A 17,451-nucleotide genomic window follows, 5' to 3' on the forward strand; every position below is an offset into this window, starting at 1 on the left:
AACATTGGCCGGATCGGGGCAACCCGCCGGCGAATTTGATCTATTTTAGTTCAAAGCGCGCGGTTTGCCTTTGATCGGGCCCAAGCTCGCTTGGGCGGGCCAGCATACAAAACATGGTCGCAAGGGAGAGGATAGAGCGTACCTTCCGTGCGGTAGCTGGCTTCGATGTAGCCGGGCGGCATGCCGGCTAGAAATACCGGAAAGACGAATAAGTATAGTTCCCGCGCATTGAGACCCAAGTCCGAACCTAATGCGGCTACCAGCGCCGCATAATTCATCCGCATCCGCCAGCGGCCGTGCAAAAGTTTATCTTCCACCGCGAGTGCCAGTTTGAGGTAAGGGCCGTTATGTAGGTTCAGCTCGGCGGCCAGATTAAGCAAGGGTTGGATGCGCTCGTCGCTGTTGACCAGCGGTCGGCCGTAACCGCCGATATTGCGGTGTCTCGCCAGCTCTTCGCGAATACACTGCTCCAAATTTTCACCTTGGTCGAGCTGTTCTAGGCAACGATTGAAAAATGCAACGGCGCGTTGCATAGGTGGGCCACCGTAAATGGAGGCTTCCGAAACCGCCAAGGCCGCCGCGATCCCCAACATACCCGAACTGCGGGTACTGCCGGCCAGGGCGGCGACCCGGTTATTCCACAGTCGCACATCGGCGTAACTGGTGTAAGACCATAGTGCGTTCATCAGCCGTAATTGCGCTTGGCTGAAGTGTCGGCCGGTAATGCCGAACACATACAGCGCCAGCCAGTCCATATCTTTCAAGTCTTCATGCAGATTTTGGCCGCGATAGATAACGTGGCTGCCGGGATAAAAAGTACCCATGCGGCTTTTCAAAACGCCGACGTGCTCGTTCAGTAAATCCGGTCCGTTCATGCGGTTTGCTCCTCGGTAGCGCTTTCCAAGTCGACGACGCCGAACGGAAATTTTTTATACCCCAGCGCTCGCTGCTCCAGAGCGTGAGCCGCCGCGCCGGGTAGCCGCAGCAACAGATACAGCATTTCACTTTGTTCCGGATTAAATTCCAGATCGGCAAGCGCGGCGGCGGCGACGCCGGACAGGGACAATGGCCGGCCCGCCGCCGCTTCCATCTCAGGCAAATATTGTTGTAACCAGGGCAGGCGTGGGCCGGCACCGTAACCGGCCAGACAAGCCAAGGTCTGCCTGACCGGTGTTGCGGTCCCGAGGCCGTGAGGGTCGAATCCCGGCGGATGTTCCGGAGCCGGCCAGATGCCGTTCGCCAGCTCGCTTGTATTGGCAAGCCACCCTTGCCAGGCGGCAAGATTGGTTCCGCAGCTTGCCCAGCCACTTGCTGCGCTGTACACCTCGCGCGCACCGCCCAGTTGCCCGGCGCCTACCGCCAATGCGGCCATTAAGGACGAGGCCGCGGTGGAACCGCAAACGCCGCCGCACATGGCTGCATGCACGGATGGCTCGCGCGGGCCGGGATTGGCCAAGGCCAGAGCCAAACTCTCCAATAACTCGGTTTGCGCGGGCGTCGGCGGGTCCGGCATAAACAGCAGATACAACATCTCCGCCCAGCGGGCTTGCCCCAGCATTTCGCCGTAAACATCGTAGCCCCGGCAGTAGGCGGTCCTTGCGGCAAAGGGATTGTCGGGCTCGGCGTCCTCATGCCAAATGCTGCTGCGGACGGTATTCGGGTTTTCGTCGCTACTCATCCCCATTCCTTAAGGTAAACATACTAAAGTCATGCCACCGTCGACGACAATTTCTTCGCCGACCACATAGGCCGAGTCTTCGCAAGCCAGAAACAAGGCTACCTTGGCGACCTCGTCCGGCGCACCGAAGCGTTTGATCGGCGAGCGAGCCTCGATATCATTTTTGATGGCCTGAAAAACCTCGCCGGGTAATGGCAGGCGGTTGAAACCCTCGGTATCGATCGGGCCGGGATTGATGGCGTTGACCCGAATGCCGTGTTCTATCAATGTTAAGGCCAGCGATTGCACCAGCGAGCGTAGGGCAGCCTTACTGGCTGCATAAATACTGAAATTCGGCGTACCGCTGCGATTGGTGATGGAGGTGGTCACGATGATGGAGGCGCCCGGGTTTAGTAGCGGCAAAGCTTTCTGGATGGTAAAAAACACCCCTTTAAAGTTAACCCGCATGATATTGTCGAATTGTTCTTCCGTGGTCATTTCCAGCGGGGTGGGTTCGGCAATGCCCGCGTTCAGAAACAATACATCCAGCTTGTCGTAATGCTGTTTGACCCGGGTCAGCAGGGTTTCGATATCGTTCAGGCAGCCGGCCTCACTGGCAATAGTCACGGCGGCGTCGCCCAATTGCTGTTGGGCGGCGGTCAGCCGGTCAGGGTCTCGCCCGGTAATCGCCAGCCGGGCGCCTCCCGCGATGAAAAGCCGGGCCGTTGCCAATCCTATACCGCTGGAACCGCCGGTAATCAATACTGTTTTGCCTTCGAGTTTTCGCATGGATTTATCTGTCTCCTGTGTTAACCAAAACCCGCATCCGCACATTCATGGGCGGTTCTTCTTCGGGATCTATGTATACATCCAGCAAGGTCGGCCCCTTGTAGGCGCAGATGGCGGGGATGTCCAGTTTTGCCAGGTCTTCCGGTGAACGGATGGTATGCGCAACGGCACCCAATGCCCGGGCCAGGGCGGCGAAATCGTTGGGCGGTAGATCGCAACCGATTTGCTCGGCACCGGCCATGCGTTGACCGTGCTTGACCATGCCCAAGGATTGGTCGTTGAGTACCACGAAGACGATGCTGACCTTTTCGGCGACGGCCACCGAGATCTCCTGGCCGTTCATCAACATGCTGCCGTCGCCGGTAATGCAGACCACCGGGTCCTTTCGATTGGCGACCGCGGTACCGACCGCACCGCCTATGGCCCAGCCCATCGCGGCAAAGTTCATGGTTACCCGCAACCAGCCGCCGTCAGTTTTGCGCTGGCCGGGCGAGATTTTGCGTCCCCCGCCGCCCAACCGTCTTTCGCCCATGCGCCGGTCTATGCCGGAATGTAAATAGTGCACCGACCAGGATACGCTGTTACCGGTATCGGCCAGAAAGCGGGTGGTCGGCGGAAATATCAAGCCCAGCTCCTTCATCAGTCGTTGCGGTTTAATCGGCACAGCATCGCTTTCGTATTTCTCCGGTTCCATGAGCATCAAGTGAGGTTCCCAATGCGCGGCGTTGTTATCGCGGGATTGGCGATGGCGGGCATATTCGAAATTGTCGGATTTTTGTTGATTGTGTAATTGCTCCACCAGTCGGCTGAAGATCGATTGGATACGACCGCGCACATGCAGTTTGGCCATGGGCGTGCGAGACAGATGTTCTTCCGATTCGTCGATATGTACCAGGCGGTTATTTAATACGCTGTCGCTCCAGCCGCCGCTGTTCCATTCGCCCATGTTGGCGCCTATGGCCAGAATCAGGTCGACCGATGCATCCCGCAGGGCCGCTTCGGCCGAATTATGGCCGCCGAAACCGAATACACCCCGAAACAATGGGTGTCTGGGGTTAACCAGGCCTTTGCCGTCCGGGGTGGTGACGATGACTGTTCCTTTCAATGCAGCAAACTGCAAAATCGAGCCTATCGCTTCACCGCACAAACCGCCGATCAGTAAGACTACGTTCCGAGCCGTGGTCAGCATGTCCCGCAGGTGTTCGATGGCATCGTTATCCACCATGGAAGATGGAGCTAAAAGATTTCTCAAGTCGTAGGAGGGTTCATGACGAGCGCTGGGGCTGCGGAAGATATCGACCGGAACCGTTAGATGAGAGGGGCCTTTCGGCGCGCGCACCGCGCGTTGCAAGGCGGTCACCAGTTTGGCTTCCAGTTGTTTGGGGTGGGAGACCAAGGAGTTATAGCGGGTACAGTGGCGAAACATACCCAGGGTGTTGATACCGGTACAGGACGATTCTTGCAGCGGGTTTTTGCCGAAGGCTGGCAGAGCCGGTTGTCCGGTAATGACCAGCATCGGAATATTATTATCGTAGGCGCAGGCAACGCCGGTGATCAGATTAGTGGCACCCGGTCCGGAGGTGGAGCAGCAGACGCCGATCTTGCCGCTTTCGCGCGCATAACCGTCGGCCATGAAGGCGGCTCCGGCCTCATGACGGGCCAAAATGTGGCGGATACGGCCGCGGCGGGTGCTTCTGGCAATGGCGTTATAAAACGGTTCGATCGCGCCGCCCGGAACCCCGAATACGTATTCGATTTCCAATTGTTCCAGATATTCCACCAATAAGTCCGCGACATCCTTGGGAGAGGGCGGTTTGCCTTCGGGATTTCCCCCGCTTAACTCCGGTTGATTGTGAATAAGAGAAATGAGAGCATTCATGTTTTCCTCTGTATTAAAAATGGGGTGTCATTGTTGGCCGACCGGGGCCGGATAATGGTGCTCTATGCCATAAGCAGATGAGCGTCCTGATTACGCACTGGACTAGCGGTGCCGGTGCCGTTCGAAACCAAGAGTGTAGAGTAGAGATTGCGGCTTGCAAAGGTATGGCGCTGTATTTTCGGATGGAATGCCCAGATTTTCCGGGCATCTCGGCTTATAGCGCGCGGATAGGTAGGCGGAAAGCAGGGAAACGGGTTTTGCCGCGCAATTAAGCCATTGGCTTACTAGCGCTTGCAGAGTAGTGGAGCGCCAGGTGTTACGCGAAAATACCCGAGTGGTAGCGCTTATAACGGCTTATTTCCGCCTTCGCTGGCGAGATTGATGTGAATTGTTAGAGATGGGTTAGTTTAGCGGCGATTGTGTTTGGCAGAACCGGTTATGACTTTTTGCCGAAACGGTTTTCTAAATTGGTACCGAATCGGCGGGCTGCTTTACGCATAAATTGCGTCTGCAGCTGGAAGTTGCGACAGCTAGAGCACATCGAAATATGCAGGCGGATCTCCAGTCGTTCCCGCCAATTTAAGGGTTTGTCCAGGCCCTGGGACACCAGCGCGGAAATTTCGCGGCAACTACGCATGTTATTTCTCCTGTTTTTGGCTATGGAACCAGCGGATTTCCAGACATTCGCGCAGTCTGAGCCGGGCTCTGTGCATAACAACCCAATAATTGGCTTCGCTTAAGCCGATTTCCTGGCAGATTTCATCGGCTTCCAGACCGACTAATTCCCGCAACATGAATACCTTGGCCATTTTCGGCGGCAGATTGTTTTGGCAGACCTCGTAGACGGCCCAAAACTCCTGTTGTTTAAATGCCGCTTCCGGATCGTTCCAGGTGCTTGGGCCGCTGTTCCAATGGCCGTTGCTCATAAAAAAAGCGTCTTCATCCATGTCTGTATCCTCGGCATCAAACTGGTTGATATCGGAAAAAGGCACGTCATTGGTACTACGCCGCCAATGGTCGGCGATTTTGTGTTTCAAAATACCGATCAGCCAGGTGCGCAAGCCCGCCTTGCCGGCAAAGCTGGCCGAGCTTTGCCAGGCTGACAACAACGTTTCCTGCACTGCGTCGTCGGCCAATTCGGCATCCCGCATTTGTAGCAGGGCGTAACGGAATAATACCGGCCGGTGCTCCGCCAAAATGCGCTCGCTCAATGGATTTTTTGTCATCGTGGCAGTCGGGTTTAACAGCAGGCGCCGTCCGCGGAAGCGGTCGCTCCCTGAGGGCCGGGCGCGCAATCGAACAAGCCAAAATGGCGGGATTTATCGCCGAGCACTTGGAAGTGATCGCCGAAACGGCTGGCGGCCAACATGTCGGCGGTATTGCCGCATACTCGCAACGGTCGACCGGTTTCGAAGTGATGGTGGTCGTCCAGATCGAAGCTGTGCGGATGCTGCTCTATGCTGCCCAAATAAACGGCTACTTGGCCGAAATCTTCGCAACGGTCTTCCAGCGGCATTTTAAAGGCCCGTACCGTTACCGAGTTGAATTTGACCATGCCGATTTTGGCAAACACCTCGGGATCATCAAGCGTGATAGGGTTTTGTTTGACGGTGCGTACGTCCGGGCAGCCCAGTTCGTGTAAAATTCGCCGGAAATCTTCCCAATACAGGGCGCCGCCCAGGCACTCGCCTAGCAGTACCGGGTCTTGGCGCAGTTGGGCCGGAATACGGCGGTCGGAAAAAACATCGGAAAAATACAGTTCCCCGCCCGGCTTCAGGACCCGGAATATTTCCGCCAGCACTTTAGGTTTTTCCGGCGACAGGTTGATCACACAGTTGGATACCACCACGTCGATACTGTTGTCCGCGATGCCTACCGTGGCCAGATTTTCGATATGGCCGTGCAGAAATTCCACGTTGGCGTAACCGAAACGTTCGGCGTGCCATTCGCGGTGTCGAACCGCGATTTCTAACTGCTCCGGCGTCATGTCGACTCCAATCACACGGCCGGTCGGTCCTACTAATTTCGACAGCAAATAGCAGTCGCGGCCACTTCCGCAGCCTAAGTCCAATACGGTTTTACCTTCCAAGGCCGGGGGTAGCGGCGAGCCGCAGCCGTAAAATCGTTCCAGCACTTCAGGGTGCAATCCGGCCAAAAGGGCTTTTAAATAGTTGGGCATGGCGTCGATACTGCAGCAGGCGCTGGTTTTCAGGTCATTACTGGATTGCAGAACTTGTCCGTAGTAATGGCGGACCGATTCGCTGATTTCTATACTGGTAGTCATGAGATGTCTCGTGTTTATAATTATTAAAGAGTACCAATAACGGCAGTGTACTGGATTACTGCGGAACAAAGCACTCTGCACGGGTATGGAGCAGTTGGGGTCATCCCGACTTTAGCTGTTTTGTAGATCAGTGTCGACGGATGATATGGCATTGTGTCGCTATTCGGCAGCGATTCCTTACAAAAATTTAAACATCTGGAAACTTTGTTATTGCGACCGACTATCGCGGCGGGGAAATTTTTGAATTAATGCTTTTGATATAAAGGCAGTGCATTGATACGGTCGTCGATTTCCGCAATCATGTTTCGATAGAGCACGCTGTCCGTGTCGCTAAAGCGGGCCTTGAAGGCTGGTTCATCCATGTGTTCCGGCAAGCCTTGAATATCGGGAATGATGCTGGTGTAATCCTTGGCTTGCGACATCAGGTGTTGCAATTCCCGAGCCTGTTTTGGAGAGCTTATGGCTTGTCGTCCGAAACGGGTGCCGGCGCGGTCCGCGGTTAAATCGATAAAGCTGAAACCGCTACCTTTTTTGGCGTCGGCCAGTTCCTTGTCCTCGCCCAGGCGTTCGCCGAGGAGCGGTGAGTCTACTGCCGCCAATAATGCCGATGCGATGAAGTGTTGCGGTATATCAATGCGTTTATAGGCAAACACCGAATATTCCTTGCTGTAAACCAAACCCAGCGGCAGGTAGCGCCGCAGGTCGTATTTGTAAATGTAACCGCCCACTGCAATGATGACGGCCCGGTTTTCCCTAATGGCGGTGTCCTCGTTTGAACGAAGATAGGCGGATAAAAATAAGGGCTGCATTAAATCCATTAAGGACAGGCGCCAGGCCGGATCGTGCTGACTGACGATGTCGTTGATTTGTTGCTGGTATAAATGCAGATTGGGGTACTCGCGATGCTGTTGTATGACCAGTTGTTTGGCGGCATCGACGATGGCCCCCAGGTAACTAATTTGTATGCCCTCGGCTGTAAAATGAACCTCCTTGAGGTACTGTTCGCCCAAGTGCCAGTATTTTTTGAACGGGGTGGTATGCAATATGGCCGGAATCAAATAATTCGCGGCCTGGTCGGGTATTGAAATTTCACCGATTTTGAATGACGTGATTTCAAAACTATTGCCGTTTTGGATTAATTTGAAACTAAAATCCAGATAACGCCCCCAGACGGTTTGCGGGACAAACACGGCAATTTGGGCAAATATCAGGTGTTTGCCGATTTGGATCTGCACCGTATTTTCGAAAAAGTGATTCAGCAGATAGCTGACGGCAATATTGACGTCTTTCTGATTGAGAACGATGGTTTTGACTTCGCTGCGTTCTTCCGGCGACAAGCGCAACAGTTGTTTGGCGCGCTGTATATCCTCGCGATTGAAACCCTGATGTATTTTCAACAAGGGGGTGTCGTCCACCGCAAGCCATAACAGCAGGTTAAACAGTACTGTTACGATCAGACAGGTATAAAGTAAAAGTTTGACGGGCCTCGGCAGGTTGAACGATTTGCGCATGGTTTAAAAAGACAGATTAAACCGGGCTTCTTTCAGGTACTGCACTTCTTGTTTCAAATCGGCCTGAGTCAACGGCGCCTGTTCCAGCCATTGTTCGGGGAAGGTCAATTCTATATCGTTATCATCGATGCCGATTTGAAAATCCGGGCGCAGGCTATGCCGGTTTCGGTGCAGCAGGGTGGCGAGGCGAAAAATGATGGTCATGATTGGGGTATGCCGGCGCCAAGGGTCCGGCAAATCCTCAAAACGCGAGTGGCTGAGCTTTTTGCGGTGGCTGCGGACCAGCCGGGAAATAATCAATTGGTCTTGTTTGGAAAAGCCTGCCAGATCGGCATTTTCGATAATGTAGGCGCTGTGCTTATGGTATTGGCTATGGGCAATTTCAAAACCGATTTCATGCAGATCGGCGGCCCATTCCAGAAATTGCAGGCTGGCCGGGTTGTCATCGAAGCACGGGTGATGTTCCAGTTGCGCCACCATATAGCGGATGGTGTCTTTGAGTTGTTCGGAATGGCGGCTGTCGGTGTGGTAACGCTCGGCGGTGGTGCGGCTGGTTTGCGAGCGGATGTCTTGATCGTAAATGCGGCCCAACAGGTCATAGACCAGTCCTTCCCGCAGGGCGCCATCCGATACGGTCATTTGTTGAATGGTCAGGGTTTTAAAGGTGGCGTAAACAATTGCGACCGCGCCGATGAAGACCGGTCGCCGTTCGACGCTAAGCGCCGGAAAATTGATTTGATCGACATGATCCAGACTCAGCAAATGCGCGACCAACTGTTCCATGCCGTGCAGGGTGATGCCGTTATTGCTGAACCCGGAAGTCTGCAACACACTACTGATGGCTTTTAAACTGCCTGATGCACCAATAGCCTCGTCGAAATGTTTGCTGTTGAATGTATTCTGAAACGGTTCGAGTTGTTGCTCCACAAATAGGCAGGCTCTTTTAAAGGCTTTTTTAGATAGTGCGCCATTCTTGAAAAAATTTTGGCTGACCGTCACGCAACCCATGTTCAAGCTTTCTTTGGTATGCGGCGTATCCTGCTTGCCGATGATGTATTCGGTGCTGCTGCCGCCGATATCCATCACAAAGCGTTCGTTGGCATTGCTGGCCAGGCTGTGCGCAACGCCTTGGTAAATCAGACGGGCTTCCTCGATACCGGACACGATATGTATCGGATGACCTAAGGCTCGCTCGGCCTTTTTAATGAATTGCTCGGCGTTTCGGGCTTGCCGCAAGGTGTTGGTGCCGACGATTCGCACGCTATGGGCCGGAAAATTATTAATACGTTGACCGAAGCGCTCCAGACAGGCCAAGGCTTTTTCCTGGGTCGCTTGGTCCAGGATTTTGCTGTCATCCATGCCGGCGGCCAGTCTTACCATTTCTTTCAGGCGGTCTATGGTTTGCAATTTACCGTCCTTGAGACTGCAGATGATCATGTGAAAGCTGTTGGAGCCAAGGTCGACGGCGGCTACATTGGTGGGTATGGCATGTGGCAAGGCAGTATTCCTGTTTAGGCATGGGCGGAGTGGGGATTTCTGTTAAAATTTGCCCCTTTTTAGGCGGTGTCTTCGGAAATCGCGCCCGTTCTAGTCTATCGGCATTATAAACTACCCCATGAAGGCTTTATCCATTCAAAATCTAAAAAAGACCTATAACAACGGCTTCCAAGCCCTGAAGGGTGTGGATCTTGAGGTGGAAAGCGGCGATTTTTTTGCTTTGCTGGGCCCGAACGGCGCCGGTAAGTCCACCATGATAGGCATTATCAGTTCCTTGGTGAACAAAACCGAGGGCCATGTCAGCATATTCGGCCATGACTTGATTAAAGACAACGAAAAAGCCAAAAGCTGCATAGGCTTGGTGCCGCAAGAAGTCAATTTCAATCAATTTGAAACCGTTAAAAATGTGGTGCTGATTCAGGCCGGCTATTACGGGATTTCCCGAAAACAAGCGCTGGCGCAAACCGAGCAGAGTCTGAAACAAATGGATCTGTGGGATAAGCGCGATGTGGTGTCGCGGCGCTTGTCCGGCGGTATGAAACGGCGTCTGATGATTGCCCGGGCCATGGTGCATAAACCCAGACTGTTGATTTTGGACGAGCCGACCGCCGGGGTGGATATCGAAATCCGTCGGGCCATGTGGCAATTGATGCAAGAGGTAAACCGGCAGGGTACTACCATCATCCTGACCACGCATTATTTGGAAGAAGCGGAAAGCCTGTGCCGAAATATCGCCATTATCAACCATGGACAAATCGTCGAAAAGTCCGCGATGAACAGCTTGTTGCAGCGCATTCATACCGACCATTTTGTTTTGAATATCGCTGAAGATTTGCAAGCCGCGCCGGTCATCGATGGCTACGAGATAGAGCTGGCCGAAGGCCAGGTGCTGAATGTGGCAGTGCCGAAAAGTCATGGCCTGAACCGTTTATTTCAGCAATTGTCCAGCTTGGGGATTGAAGTCTTGAGCTTGAAAAACAAATCCAACCGTCTGGAACAACTTTTTATTGATCTGGTGCAATGAATTATTCCGTCCCGTTTTTTACTATTCTGTATAAGGAAGTCTGCCGCTTTACCCGCATTTGGCCGCAAACCTTGCTGCCGCCGGCCATTACCACCGCCTTGTATTTTCTGATTTTCGGCAAGCTAATCGGCGCGCGTATTGGTGCCGTGCTCGGGGTCAGTTACATGGATTTCATCGTGCCGGGGGTGATATTGATGTCGGTGATCAGCCACGCCTATTCCAATGTGGTGTCGTCGTTTTATTCCACCAAATTTCAGCATCACATCGAAGAATTGTTGGTGTCGCCGGTGCCGAACTGGATAATATTGACCGGTTACGTCGGCGGCGGAATTGCCCGCGGCGTTCTGGTGGGCGCGGTCGTGGCGGGCGTATCCATGCTGTTTACCGAGGTCAATGTGCTGCATTGGGGTATTACCATCGCGATATTGCTGTTGACTGCTACCCTGTTTGCCTTGGCGGGCTTTATCAACGCGGTATTTGCCGACAGTTTCGACGATATTTCCATCATTCCCAATTTTGTGCTGACGCCGCTAAGTTATCTGGGCGGGGTATTCTATTCACTAGCCATGCTGCCGCCCACCTGGCAAATCATCGCCCAGGGCAACCCGATCTTGTACATGATTAACGCTTTTCGATACGGTCTGATAGGCGTTACCGATGTGGATATTGTGTTGGCTTTTGAAATGACGATTGGGTTTATCGGGTTTTTGGGGGCGCTTAGCTTGTGGCTGTTGCATAAAGGCGTGGGGATTAAAAATTGACTGCCGGGATAAGAAAACCATTACCGGAATTGGGTGGTAGTCTAATGGCGTGGCTGGATGTTTGTGATTGCGAGCAATGACTGGACGGCTATTTGGTTTCGCCCTGCCTCTTTTGCGCGATATAGGGCTTGGTCGGCCTGTTTCAGTGCGCTGTCGGCGCTTTCGCTATGGATGTTCAATTGCGCGACGCCTATCGAAATAGTTATTTTAATCAGGGATACTTCGTGAGCCAATGGCGTCCGGGCTACTGTATGAAGCAATCGTTCGGCTAGCACGCGCGCTTCGGAAAGATTGGTATCGGGCAAGATAACGGCAAACTCCTCGCCGCCCATACGTCCTACAATATCGACTTTACGTTGTTGAGAGCGAATGATTTGGGCGAAATGTTTCAATACCTCATCGCCGATGGCATGTCCATAACTGTCATTAATCCGCTTGAAATGATCGATATCAAGCATCAGCAAGGCTGACTGCAGTTTGTCATTGCGTTGTATTCGATCGAATTCCTCTCGCAGGCGCACTAGAAAATGCCGGCGGTTTAAAAAGCCGGTCAAACCATCCGTGGTGGCCAATTCCCATAATTCTTCTTCCATCTCCTTATGTTGGGTGATATCGATGCATGAACCAATGAATCCGACAAAATCACCGTTATTATTGAAACGCGGCACGCCTGTATTGAGTATCCAGCGATATGCTCCGTCATAGCGCCTTAAGCGAAATTCGAGGTTAAACGGTTTGCGTATTTGATAGTGCCAATGCAGTACTTTAAGCAACCATTTCTTTTGCGAGGATTCCACTAAACTTAGCCAACCTTGGCCTAAATTTTCGGACAGCCGCTGCCCGGTAAACTGCAACCACTGTTTGTTAAACCAGATAGCGGCTTGGTTGACGTCGGTCAGCCAAATTAATACTGGAGCCGAGTCGGCCATTAAGCGGAAGCGCATTTCGCTTTCTTGCAGCTCCTGATTGACCGCCGCCGCCATGGCCAAGGCTTGGCCTCTCGCGATGTATTGACGTATCGATAGCGACAGCAACATGCTCAAGCCCACGCCGCTGATCAGGATGATTAACGGGTGGTAAGTATTCAGCCAATCTTTCAGACTGGTTTCGCTGTGGATTGCCAGTGTCCATATATGCCCGCCAATGGCTAAATGTATTGTTTTGCTAATGCCTTTTCCCTGAATCGGATCCGCTTGATCGGTATACATCAGGGTCGCTGCCGATATTTTCTCGCCGTCGTAAATGCTAAGGCGTAAATCGGTACCGCGTTCACCGCCGATCTCGGCCATAAAATCGCGAATCTGGAAAGGCGCATACACCCAACCAAGGATATGGTTGCGTCGGTCGACTTCATTGTCATGGGGGCGGCGGTTTTGGAAAACGGGCAAATACATCAAAAAACCCGCTTGATTGTCGCTATCGAGTTCCTGCACCAAGCTAACTCGGCCCGTTATACCTATCGTGTCGGTGTCGCGCGCATGAATCATGGCGTGGCGGCGGGTTGGATCGGTAAACATGTCGTAACCGAACGCTCTCAGATTGCCGTCCGAAAAAGGTTCCAGATAGATGATTGAAGTATACATATCCCGCTTCCCGGCAGGATAAATATCATAGTGCGGAAAACCTTGTTGGCGAATTGATTCGGTATGAGATAGCAATTGTGCTTGCGGTACAACCAGGGAAAAACCGACTCCCTGCACGCCGGGATATCGATTCGCAAGATTCAGAGAGGCGACGTAACGATGAAATTCGGATCGGTCTACCGCTATTGAAGCCGCAAACAAACCGCGGGTGCCATGCAGTACTTGCTGATAATTTTCGATGCGGTTTTCGATTGTTGCCAGTAGTTGATGCGAAATACGTCTGGATGTCTTGCTGAAGCGTGCGTTCGGCGGAATACCAGCAGACTGCGGTAATCGATAAGCTTATGATTAATACCAAAAAAGCGCTGCCTTCCGCCCGTAGTTTTCTGCGCCATGAACCTCCAAAGGCGACTCGAAAAGGCTTTCTAAGCAACATGATAGGCATCCTGGGTACTCCCGAATGTACGCGCTGGTACAATGCTCTGAAGATAGACGCTAGAAAGGAATGATACAAGAGCGGAATGGCGGGTATATCGAAAGCTTAACTGAGGTGCTGTGCTTTGCCGCCAACATTAGCGTTGGCAATGTCAAGAATTTGCCGTTGCGCCGGCAACTAACCCTGGAAGCTTTGCAAGCAAGCGGTATCGCGGCATCATGGACTAGCTTAAACAAACGGAGTATTTAGATTGGGATGATTGGAATTACGGTATTTGCTGCGTTCAAGCCGGGTTTTGCAGTCGCGCCACCCAGCCAGGATCCGATAGAGAAAACAATAGACTGGCCTATTGTCTGTTTCGGTGATGGTTATTTTTTGGTCATGAAGTAATAAACCGTCGGACATTTCAAAACCATTTGATTGCCGTTTTTTTCGATGGCTTCACAGGTTTCCATTTTGCTACGACCCGGTGCCGCTTGTTTGACTAATTTACCATCTTGAATGGAATAGTTCAGTACGGCTTTAAGACTGTCGATACGGGCGTGAGCATCAGAATCTTTGGTTTCGCCTTCAAGCGTACCGTCTGCTTTGAGGGTCCAGGTGGTGTTCGAGGTTCTGGCATTGCTGCCGTCGCTGTTGGCGGATTCTTTATCGATTTGCCAGGTGCCCAAGACATCGGCTTGCGTGAGGGGGACTTCGGCTGTTGCCGCAAAAGATAAAACCAGCAGGGCGAGGACAGGAAGTGTTTGAATTCGCATGATTAAAGCCTTCTGAGTCTTGTTTAAAGAGCGCAAACTATACCATAGTCGGTAAATAACTATAAGGAGTAAGGTAATTTGCATGGCAGGATTGAACGGCCTTGCATCAGCCTGCAATAAGGTTGTCTGTTAGCGCTCAACAGCATATCCGGTTGCGAATTCGAAGCCGGATATGCTGTCGCAATAGGGAAATCCCGTTATTGGCAATCAAACTGTTTAGGCCAATCTCGGTAGTTAAATACCTGGCCTTCCCGGCGCACGGTGTCGACGGCGGCCATATCCAGCTCGGCGTAGACCCATTGGACTTGATTGTATTCGCCGATGGCTAAAATGCCGTTATTCGGAAACGCTCTGTCGACCGGCGTGTAAACCGCCGAGGCGCCGCGGTTGACGTCCACGGCTTCCGACCAGTCGGCATCGCCGACCAGAGAGGCTTGCGCGACATAACACTGGTTTTCCAGGGCGCGGGCTTGGCAGCCGATCCGTACCCGGTAATAGCCGGCTTCGGTATCGGTGCAACTCGGCACCAGAATTAACGTGGCGCCGCGTTCGGCCTGCTGCCTGGCATAGTGCGGAAATTCGCTGTCGTAGCAGATATTGATCGCCACCTTGCCGAACACCGTATCGAACAGCTTGATCTCCAACCCCCGGCTGATATGCCATTGCTCGTTTTCGAAACGGGTCATGGTCAGCTTTTCCTGATAATCGGCATCGCCTTGCGGCGTGAAAAAATAGGCGTGGTTGCGGAATTCGCCGTTGTCGTGTTTGACCGGGAAGGTGCCGGCCTGAATATACACCCGGTGTTCGGCGGCCAGGGCTTTGAACAGATTTAGATAATCCGGCAGCAGGCTTTGCAAGGCATCGAGTTGGCCGGACAGCGAGGCATAAATCGCTTTGGGGAACAATGAGGCCAGTTCCATGCTGGCATATTCCGGAAATAGCAGAATATCGGCCTTGTTATCGGCGGCTTGTTTCACCCAGTGGCGGGTTTTGGCTTCAAAATTGGCCCAGGTTTCCAGGAAACCGATATCGTATTGGGCGCAAGCGATCTTAGGCATGTTCTTCCTTCAACCAAAAGGTCATGGGTTTAGGGGTTTCAAAGGCTTCGTCCAGGTCCTTCCAGCTGTAGGTGGTTTGCAGTTCCGGATGTTTGACGTAACCGCGTTTGTTCCAGAACGCATCCAGCGGTACATAATCGGCCGGACGGCGCGGGTGGTCGGCCGGGCGCTCGACGCAGCAGAAGGTGATGTGTTTGAAACCGCCCAAATCCTCGGCATGCGCTTCGCGTTGTTCGAAAAATCTTACTCCGATGCCGAGGCCGCGATAGGCCTTGTTCAGTACCGATTCCCCGCAATAAAACACTTCGTCCGGGTTGTAGCCGTTATCCAGGAACGGTTTTTTGACTTCGTCGGTTTCGTATTTCAACGGAATGGCGGTGGAGGCGCCGATGATGGCGTCGCCATCGAAAGCCAGCACAATCACGCTTTCCGGGCAATTGATGTAGGTTTGCAGATACTTCTTTTCATACTCGTAATCGCCGTCGTACAGATACGGAAAGTCGCGGAATACTTCGATACGGAGGCGGGCCAGCTCGGGAATGTATGGAATCAATGCCTCGCCGCTTAAACGCTGTATGCGGATATCTTTGCTCATGGGTTTAGGTCTGCTGAAAAACGAAACAACCGCCGCAGGCGAACCGGCGGCATAAAGGTGCGTATTGTATTGCAGGCCGGGGGGATTGCCTATCCGGATCGGCTGCGGCTGCGATTACGTCGAGCCAATCGGAGCGGATGGTGGAATCAATAATTAGGGGTTACAGCTTTTACCGTCGTATTCAAAATGGTGTTGCTTATATTCCTGGCCATTCCAGCGCATGACGGGAAAGCAGAATCCTGGACCGCCAATCAAAATATCCGGCCAACCATCAACGCCCTTGGTAGTTAAAAATTCCGGGATGCCTTGGCTACTGATGACTAATTTCCAATTACCGCTTGGCTGCTGACTGACGATACTGAATCCGGTTCCCGTGTTTCCGTAGCAAAATGTGCCGCCTTCGGTAATGACTGCGTCCAAATGGCCGTCTCCATTGATGTCTCTTACATCCTCAATAGCTCCGGGCGTATAAGAGGCAGACTCGGTGTCTTCAAGGCCGCAGGCGCTACGCCATTGCCTACCTTTCAATACATAATCCCCCGCCGTGAATGCAGCGAACTCGTCGGCAGGTGAAAGCTGTTTGGGTGACGCAGATCCGATTGAACATGCCAGTAATATCGGTGCACCGATTATTAAAATAGTTCTTCGTTTCATTGGGTTGCCTTCATTCTGATCGATTAACGGATGTTAGAACTCATAGTTAATGAAGTAAATATCACAATAGTGAAATGGAATCTCATAATTTATGAAAAGAGCGCTGAAGACCCGCTAAAGGCAGGACGCTTTTAACGCGGAACTTAAGCAGGCAAAAGTGATTGGAGAAGGGATTATGTCTAAATGAGGGTTGACGGGCAAACCCCGACCCAAAATGCGGGGGGCAACCGGCATTCCTACCGAGACCCTTCGTAATTCACATTTTTCGATGTCGGTAAATTACCGTTTAGCCGACAATTAAATTTTCAGTCTGTCAGGCGAATTTTTGTTGATACGCACGATAATCTTGATAATATCAATTTCAGGCAACTTGTAGGTATTCTAAATCTATAAATTTGTGTTTTGATGCGTTAGCTGGCTGTTTCCATGGAATTTATGCTTCTAATACAGCCACGCAATAAAGCCATGGCTGTATTTTTTCGCTAAATTGCGTTATTGGAATTTTGGGAGGGCTGCAAAGCTTTCCCGGGCGTTTTTCAATTCTTGTTCCGCGCCGGAGAAATCGGACGCTTTGGTTAACTGTCTGGCTTTTTTCAATTTAATTACGGCCTTGTCGCGCTCGAACTCGAATTTATAGTTTGCGCTCAGATCGCTGGCGGTTTCGGACGCCTCTTTAATCCGTGTTGCTAACTCGTCGGAGTTTCCGGCGGGAACGGCATCCAAAGCGGCTTGAATTTTTGCATCGACTTCTTTCAATATCTCGGCGTTATCTCGTCTGACTTCTTTTGCATATGTTGCTCCAGACAGTCCCAGCATGGTAAAAAACAGGACGACAGCGATAAAACTTTTTTTAAATGGCATAGATTATCTCTTTATTATTAATGAGTTGTTTATGTGGAAAGGTTTTTTCGATTTCGCAAATACTATTGGGATTTGAAGTACTCCTTATTTGAAAGTTATAGCTT

At 52.1% G+C, this 17,451-nt stretch carries 17 protein-coding genes; 2 read left to right on the forward strand and 15 right to left on the reverse strand.

All coding sequences use genetic code 11. The features are described from left to right. Positions 1–50 precede the first annotated feature (50 nt). The 9 genes from M0R33_RS16625 to ppx all read right to left on the reverse strand — a co-directional run bounded on the left by M0R33_RS16625 (position 51) and on the right by ppx (position 9,617). A complete protein-coding gene (locus tag M0R33_RS16625) occupies positions 51–875 on the reverse strand; it encodes a citryl-CoA lyase (protein ID WP_292571736.1) in 825 nt (274 codons plus the stop codon). Beyond that, on the reverse strand, positions 872–1,678 hold the full coding sequence (locus M0R33_RS16630; RefSeq protein ID WP_292571739.1) for a citryl-CoA lyase: 807 nt from the start codon (positions 1,676–1,678) through the stop codon (positions 872–874). The genes M0R33_RS16625 and M0R33_RS16630 overlap by 4 nt, the downstream gene beginning before the upstream one ends. A gap of 9 nt (positions 1,679–1,687) precedes the next feature. After that, positions 1,688–2,446 (reverse strand): SDR family oxidoreductase, encoded by a 759-nt coding sequence (locus M0R33_RS16635; protein WP_292571742.1) that lies wholly within the window; start codon positions 2,444–2,446, stop codon positions 1,688–1,690. A 4-nt stretch (positions 2,447–2,450) separates the two neighbouring features. Continuing rightward, positions 2,451–4,325, reverse strand: a complete 1,875-nt coding sequence (locus M0R33_RS16640; RefSeq protein ID WP_292571744.1) for a thiamine pyrophosphate-binding protein — start codon at positions 4,323–4,325, stop codon at positions 2,451–2,453. A 436-nt stretch (positions 4,326–4,761) separates the two neighbouring features. Then, on the reverse strand, positions 4,762–4,962 hold the full coding sequence (locus M0R33_RS16645; protein WP_292571746.1) for a zf-HC2 domain-containing protein: 201 nt from the start codon (positions 4,960–4,962) through the stop codon (positions 4,762–4,764). 1 nt (position 4,963) lies between these two features. After that, the gene (locus M0R33_RS16650) at positions 4,964–5,551 is read right to left on the reverse strand and encodes a sigma-70 family RNA polymerase sigma factor (protein ID WP_292571748.1); all 588 of its coding nucleotides are present in this window, start codon (positions 5,549–5,551) and stop codon (positions 4,964–4,966) included. Between the two features lie 14 nt (positions 5,552–5,565). Then, positions 5,566–6,609: a methyltransferase domain-containing protein gene (locus M0R33_RS16655; RefSeq protein ID WP_292571750.1), complete on the reverse strand. Its 1,044-nt coding sequence runs from the start codon at positions 6,607–6,609 to the stop codon at positions 5,566–5,568. A 245-nt stretch (positions 6,610–6,854) separates the two neighbouring features. Further along, on the reverse strand, positions 6,855–8,120 hold the full coding sequence (locus tag M0R33_RS16660; RefSeq protein WP_292571752.1) for a hypothetical protein: 1,266 nt from the start codon (positions 8,118–8,120) through the stop codon (positions 6,855–6,857). Between the two features lie 3 nt (positions 8,121–8,123). Further along, positions 8,124–9,617 (reverse strand): exopolyphosphatase, encoded by a 1,494-nt coding sequence (gene ppx / locus M0R33_RS16665; RefSeq protein ID WP_292571754.1) that lies wholly within the window; start codon positions 9,615–9,617, stop codon positions 8,124–8,126. 106 nt (positions 9,618–9,723) lie between these two features. Here ppx and M0R33_RS16670 point away from each other — a divergent pair, with 106 nt between their 5' ends. Together M0R33_RS16670 and M0R33_RS16675 are read left to right on the forward strand one after the other, a co-directional pair. After that, positions 9,724–10,641: an ABC transporter ATP-binding protein gene (locus M0R33_RS16670; RefSeq protein ID WP_366044143.1), complete on the forward strand. Its 918-nt coding sequence runs from the start codon at positions 9,724–9,726 to the stop codon at positions 10,639–10,641. Continuing rightward, on the forward strand, positions 10,638–11,402 hold the full coding sequence (locus M0R33_RS16675) for an ABC transporter permease (RefSeq protein WP_292571758.1): 765 nt from the start codon (positions 10,638–10,640) through the stop codon (positions 11,400–11,402). Before M0R33_RS16670 ends, M0R33_RS16675 begins: the two co-directional genes overlap by 4 nt. 41 nt (positions 11,403–11,443) lie before the next feature. Here the strand turns inward: M0R33_RS16675 and M0R33_RS16680 are convergent, their stop codons facing one another. From M0R33_RS16680 to M0R33_RS16705, 6 genes are all read right to left on the reverse strand, one after another. Then, a complete protein-coding gene (locus tag M0R33_RS16680) occupies positions 11,444–13,186 on the reverse strand; it encodes a CHASE domain-containing protein (RefSeq protein WP_292571761.1) in 1,743 nt (580 codons plus the stop codon). 603 nt (positions 13,187–13,789) lie between these two features. After that, a complete protein-coding gene (locus M0R33_RS16685) occupies positions 13,790–14,263 on the reverse strand; it encodes a hypothetical protein (RefSeq protein WP_292571764.1) in 474 nt (157 codons plus the stop codon). Positions 14,264–14,376: 113 nt separating this feature from the next. Beyond that, complete coding sequence (locus tag M0R33_RS16690; protein WP_292571767.1) at positions 14,377–15,237, reverse strand: carbon-nitrogen hydrolase family protein; 861 nt, start codon at positions 15,235–15,237, stop codon at positions 14,377–14,379. Further along, entirely contained in the window at positions 15,230–15,832 is a 603-nt protein-coding gene (locus M0R33_RS16695; RefSeq protein ID WP_292571770.1) for a GNAT family N-acetyltransferase, read from the reverse strand. The genes M0R33_RS16690 and M0R33_RS16695 overlap by 8 nt, the downstream gene beginning before the upstream one ends. 153 nt (positions 15,833–15,985) lie before the next feature. Next, complete coding sequence (locus tag M0R33_RS16700) at positions 15,986–16,486, reverse strand: hypothetical protein (RefSeq protein WP_292571774.1); 501 nt, start codon at positions 16,484–16,486, stop codon at positions 15,986–15,988. 492 nt (positions 16,487–16,978) lie between these two features. After that, positions 16,979–17,347 carry a hypothetical protein gene (locus M0R33_RS16705; protein WP_292571777.1) on the reverse strand — a complete coding sequence of 123 codons (369 nt, stop codon included), beginning with the start codon at positions 17,345–17,347 and terminating at the stop codon, positions 16,979–16,981. Between the last annotated feature and the right edge of the window lie 104 nt (positions 17,348–17,451).

It is taken from the genome of Methylomonas sp. (assembly GCF_023228165.1).
Lineage (GTDB): Bacteria > Pseudomonadota > Gammaproteobacteria > Methylococcales > Methylomonadaceae > Methylomonas.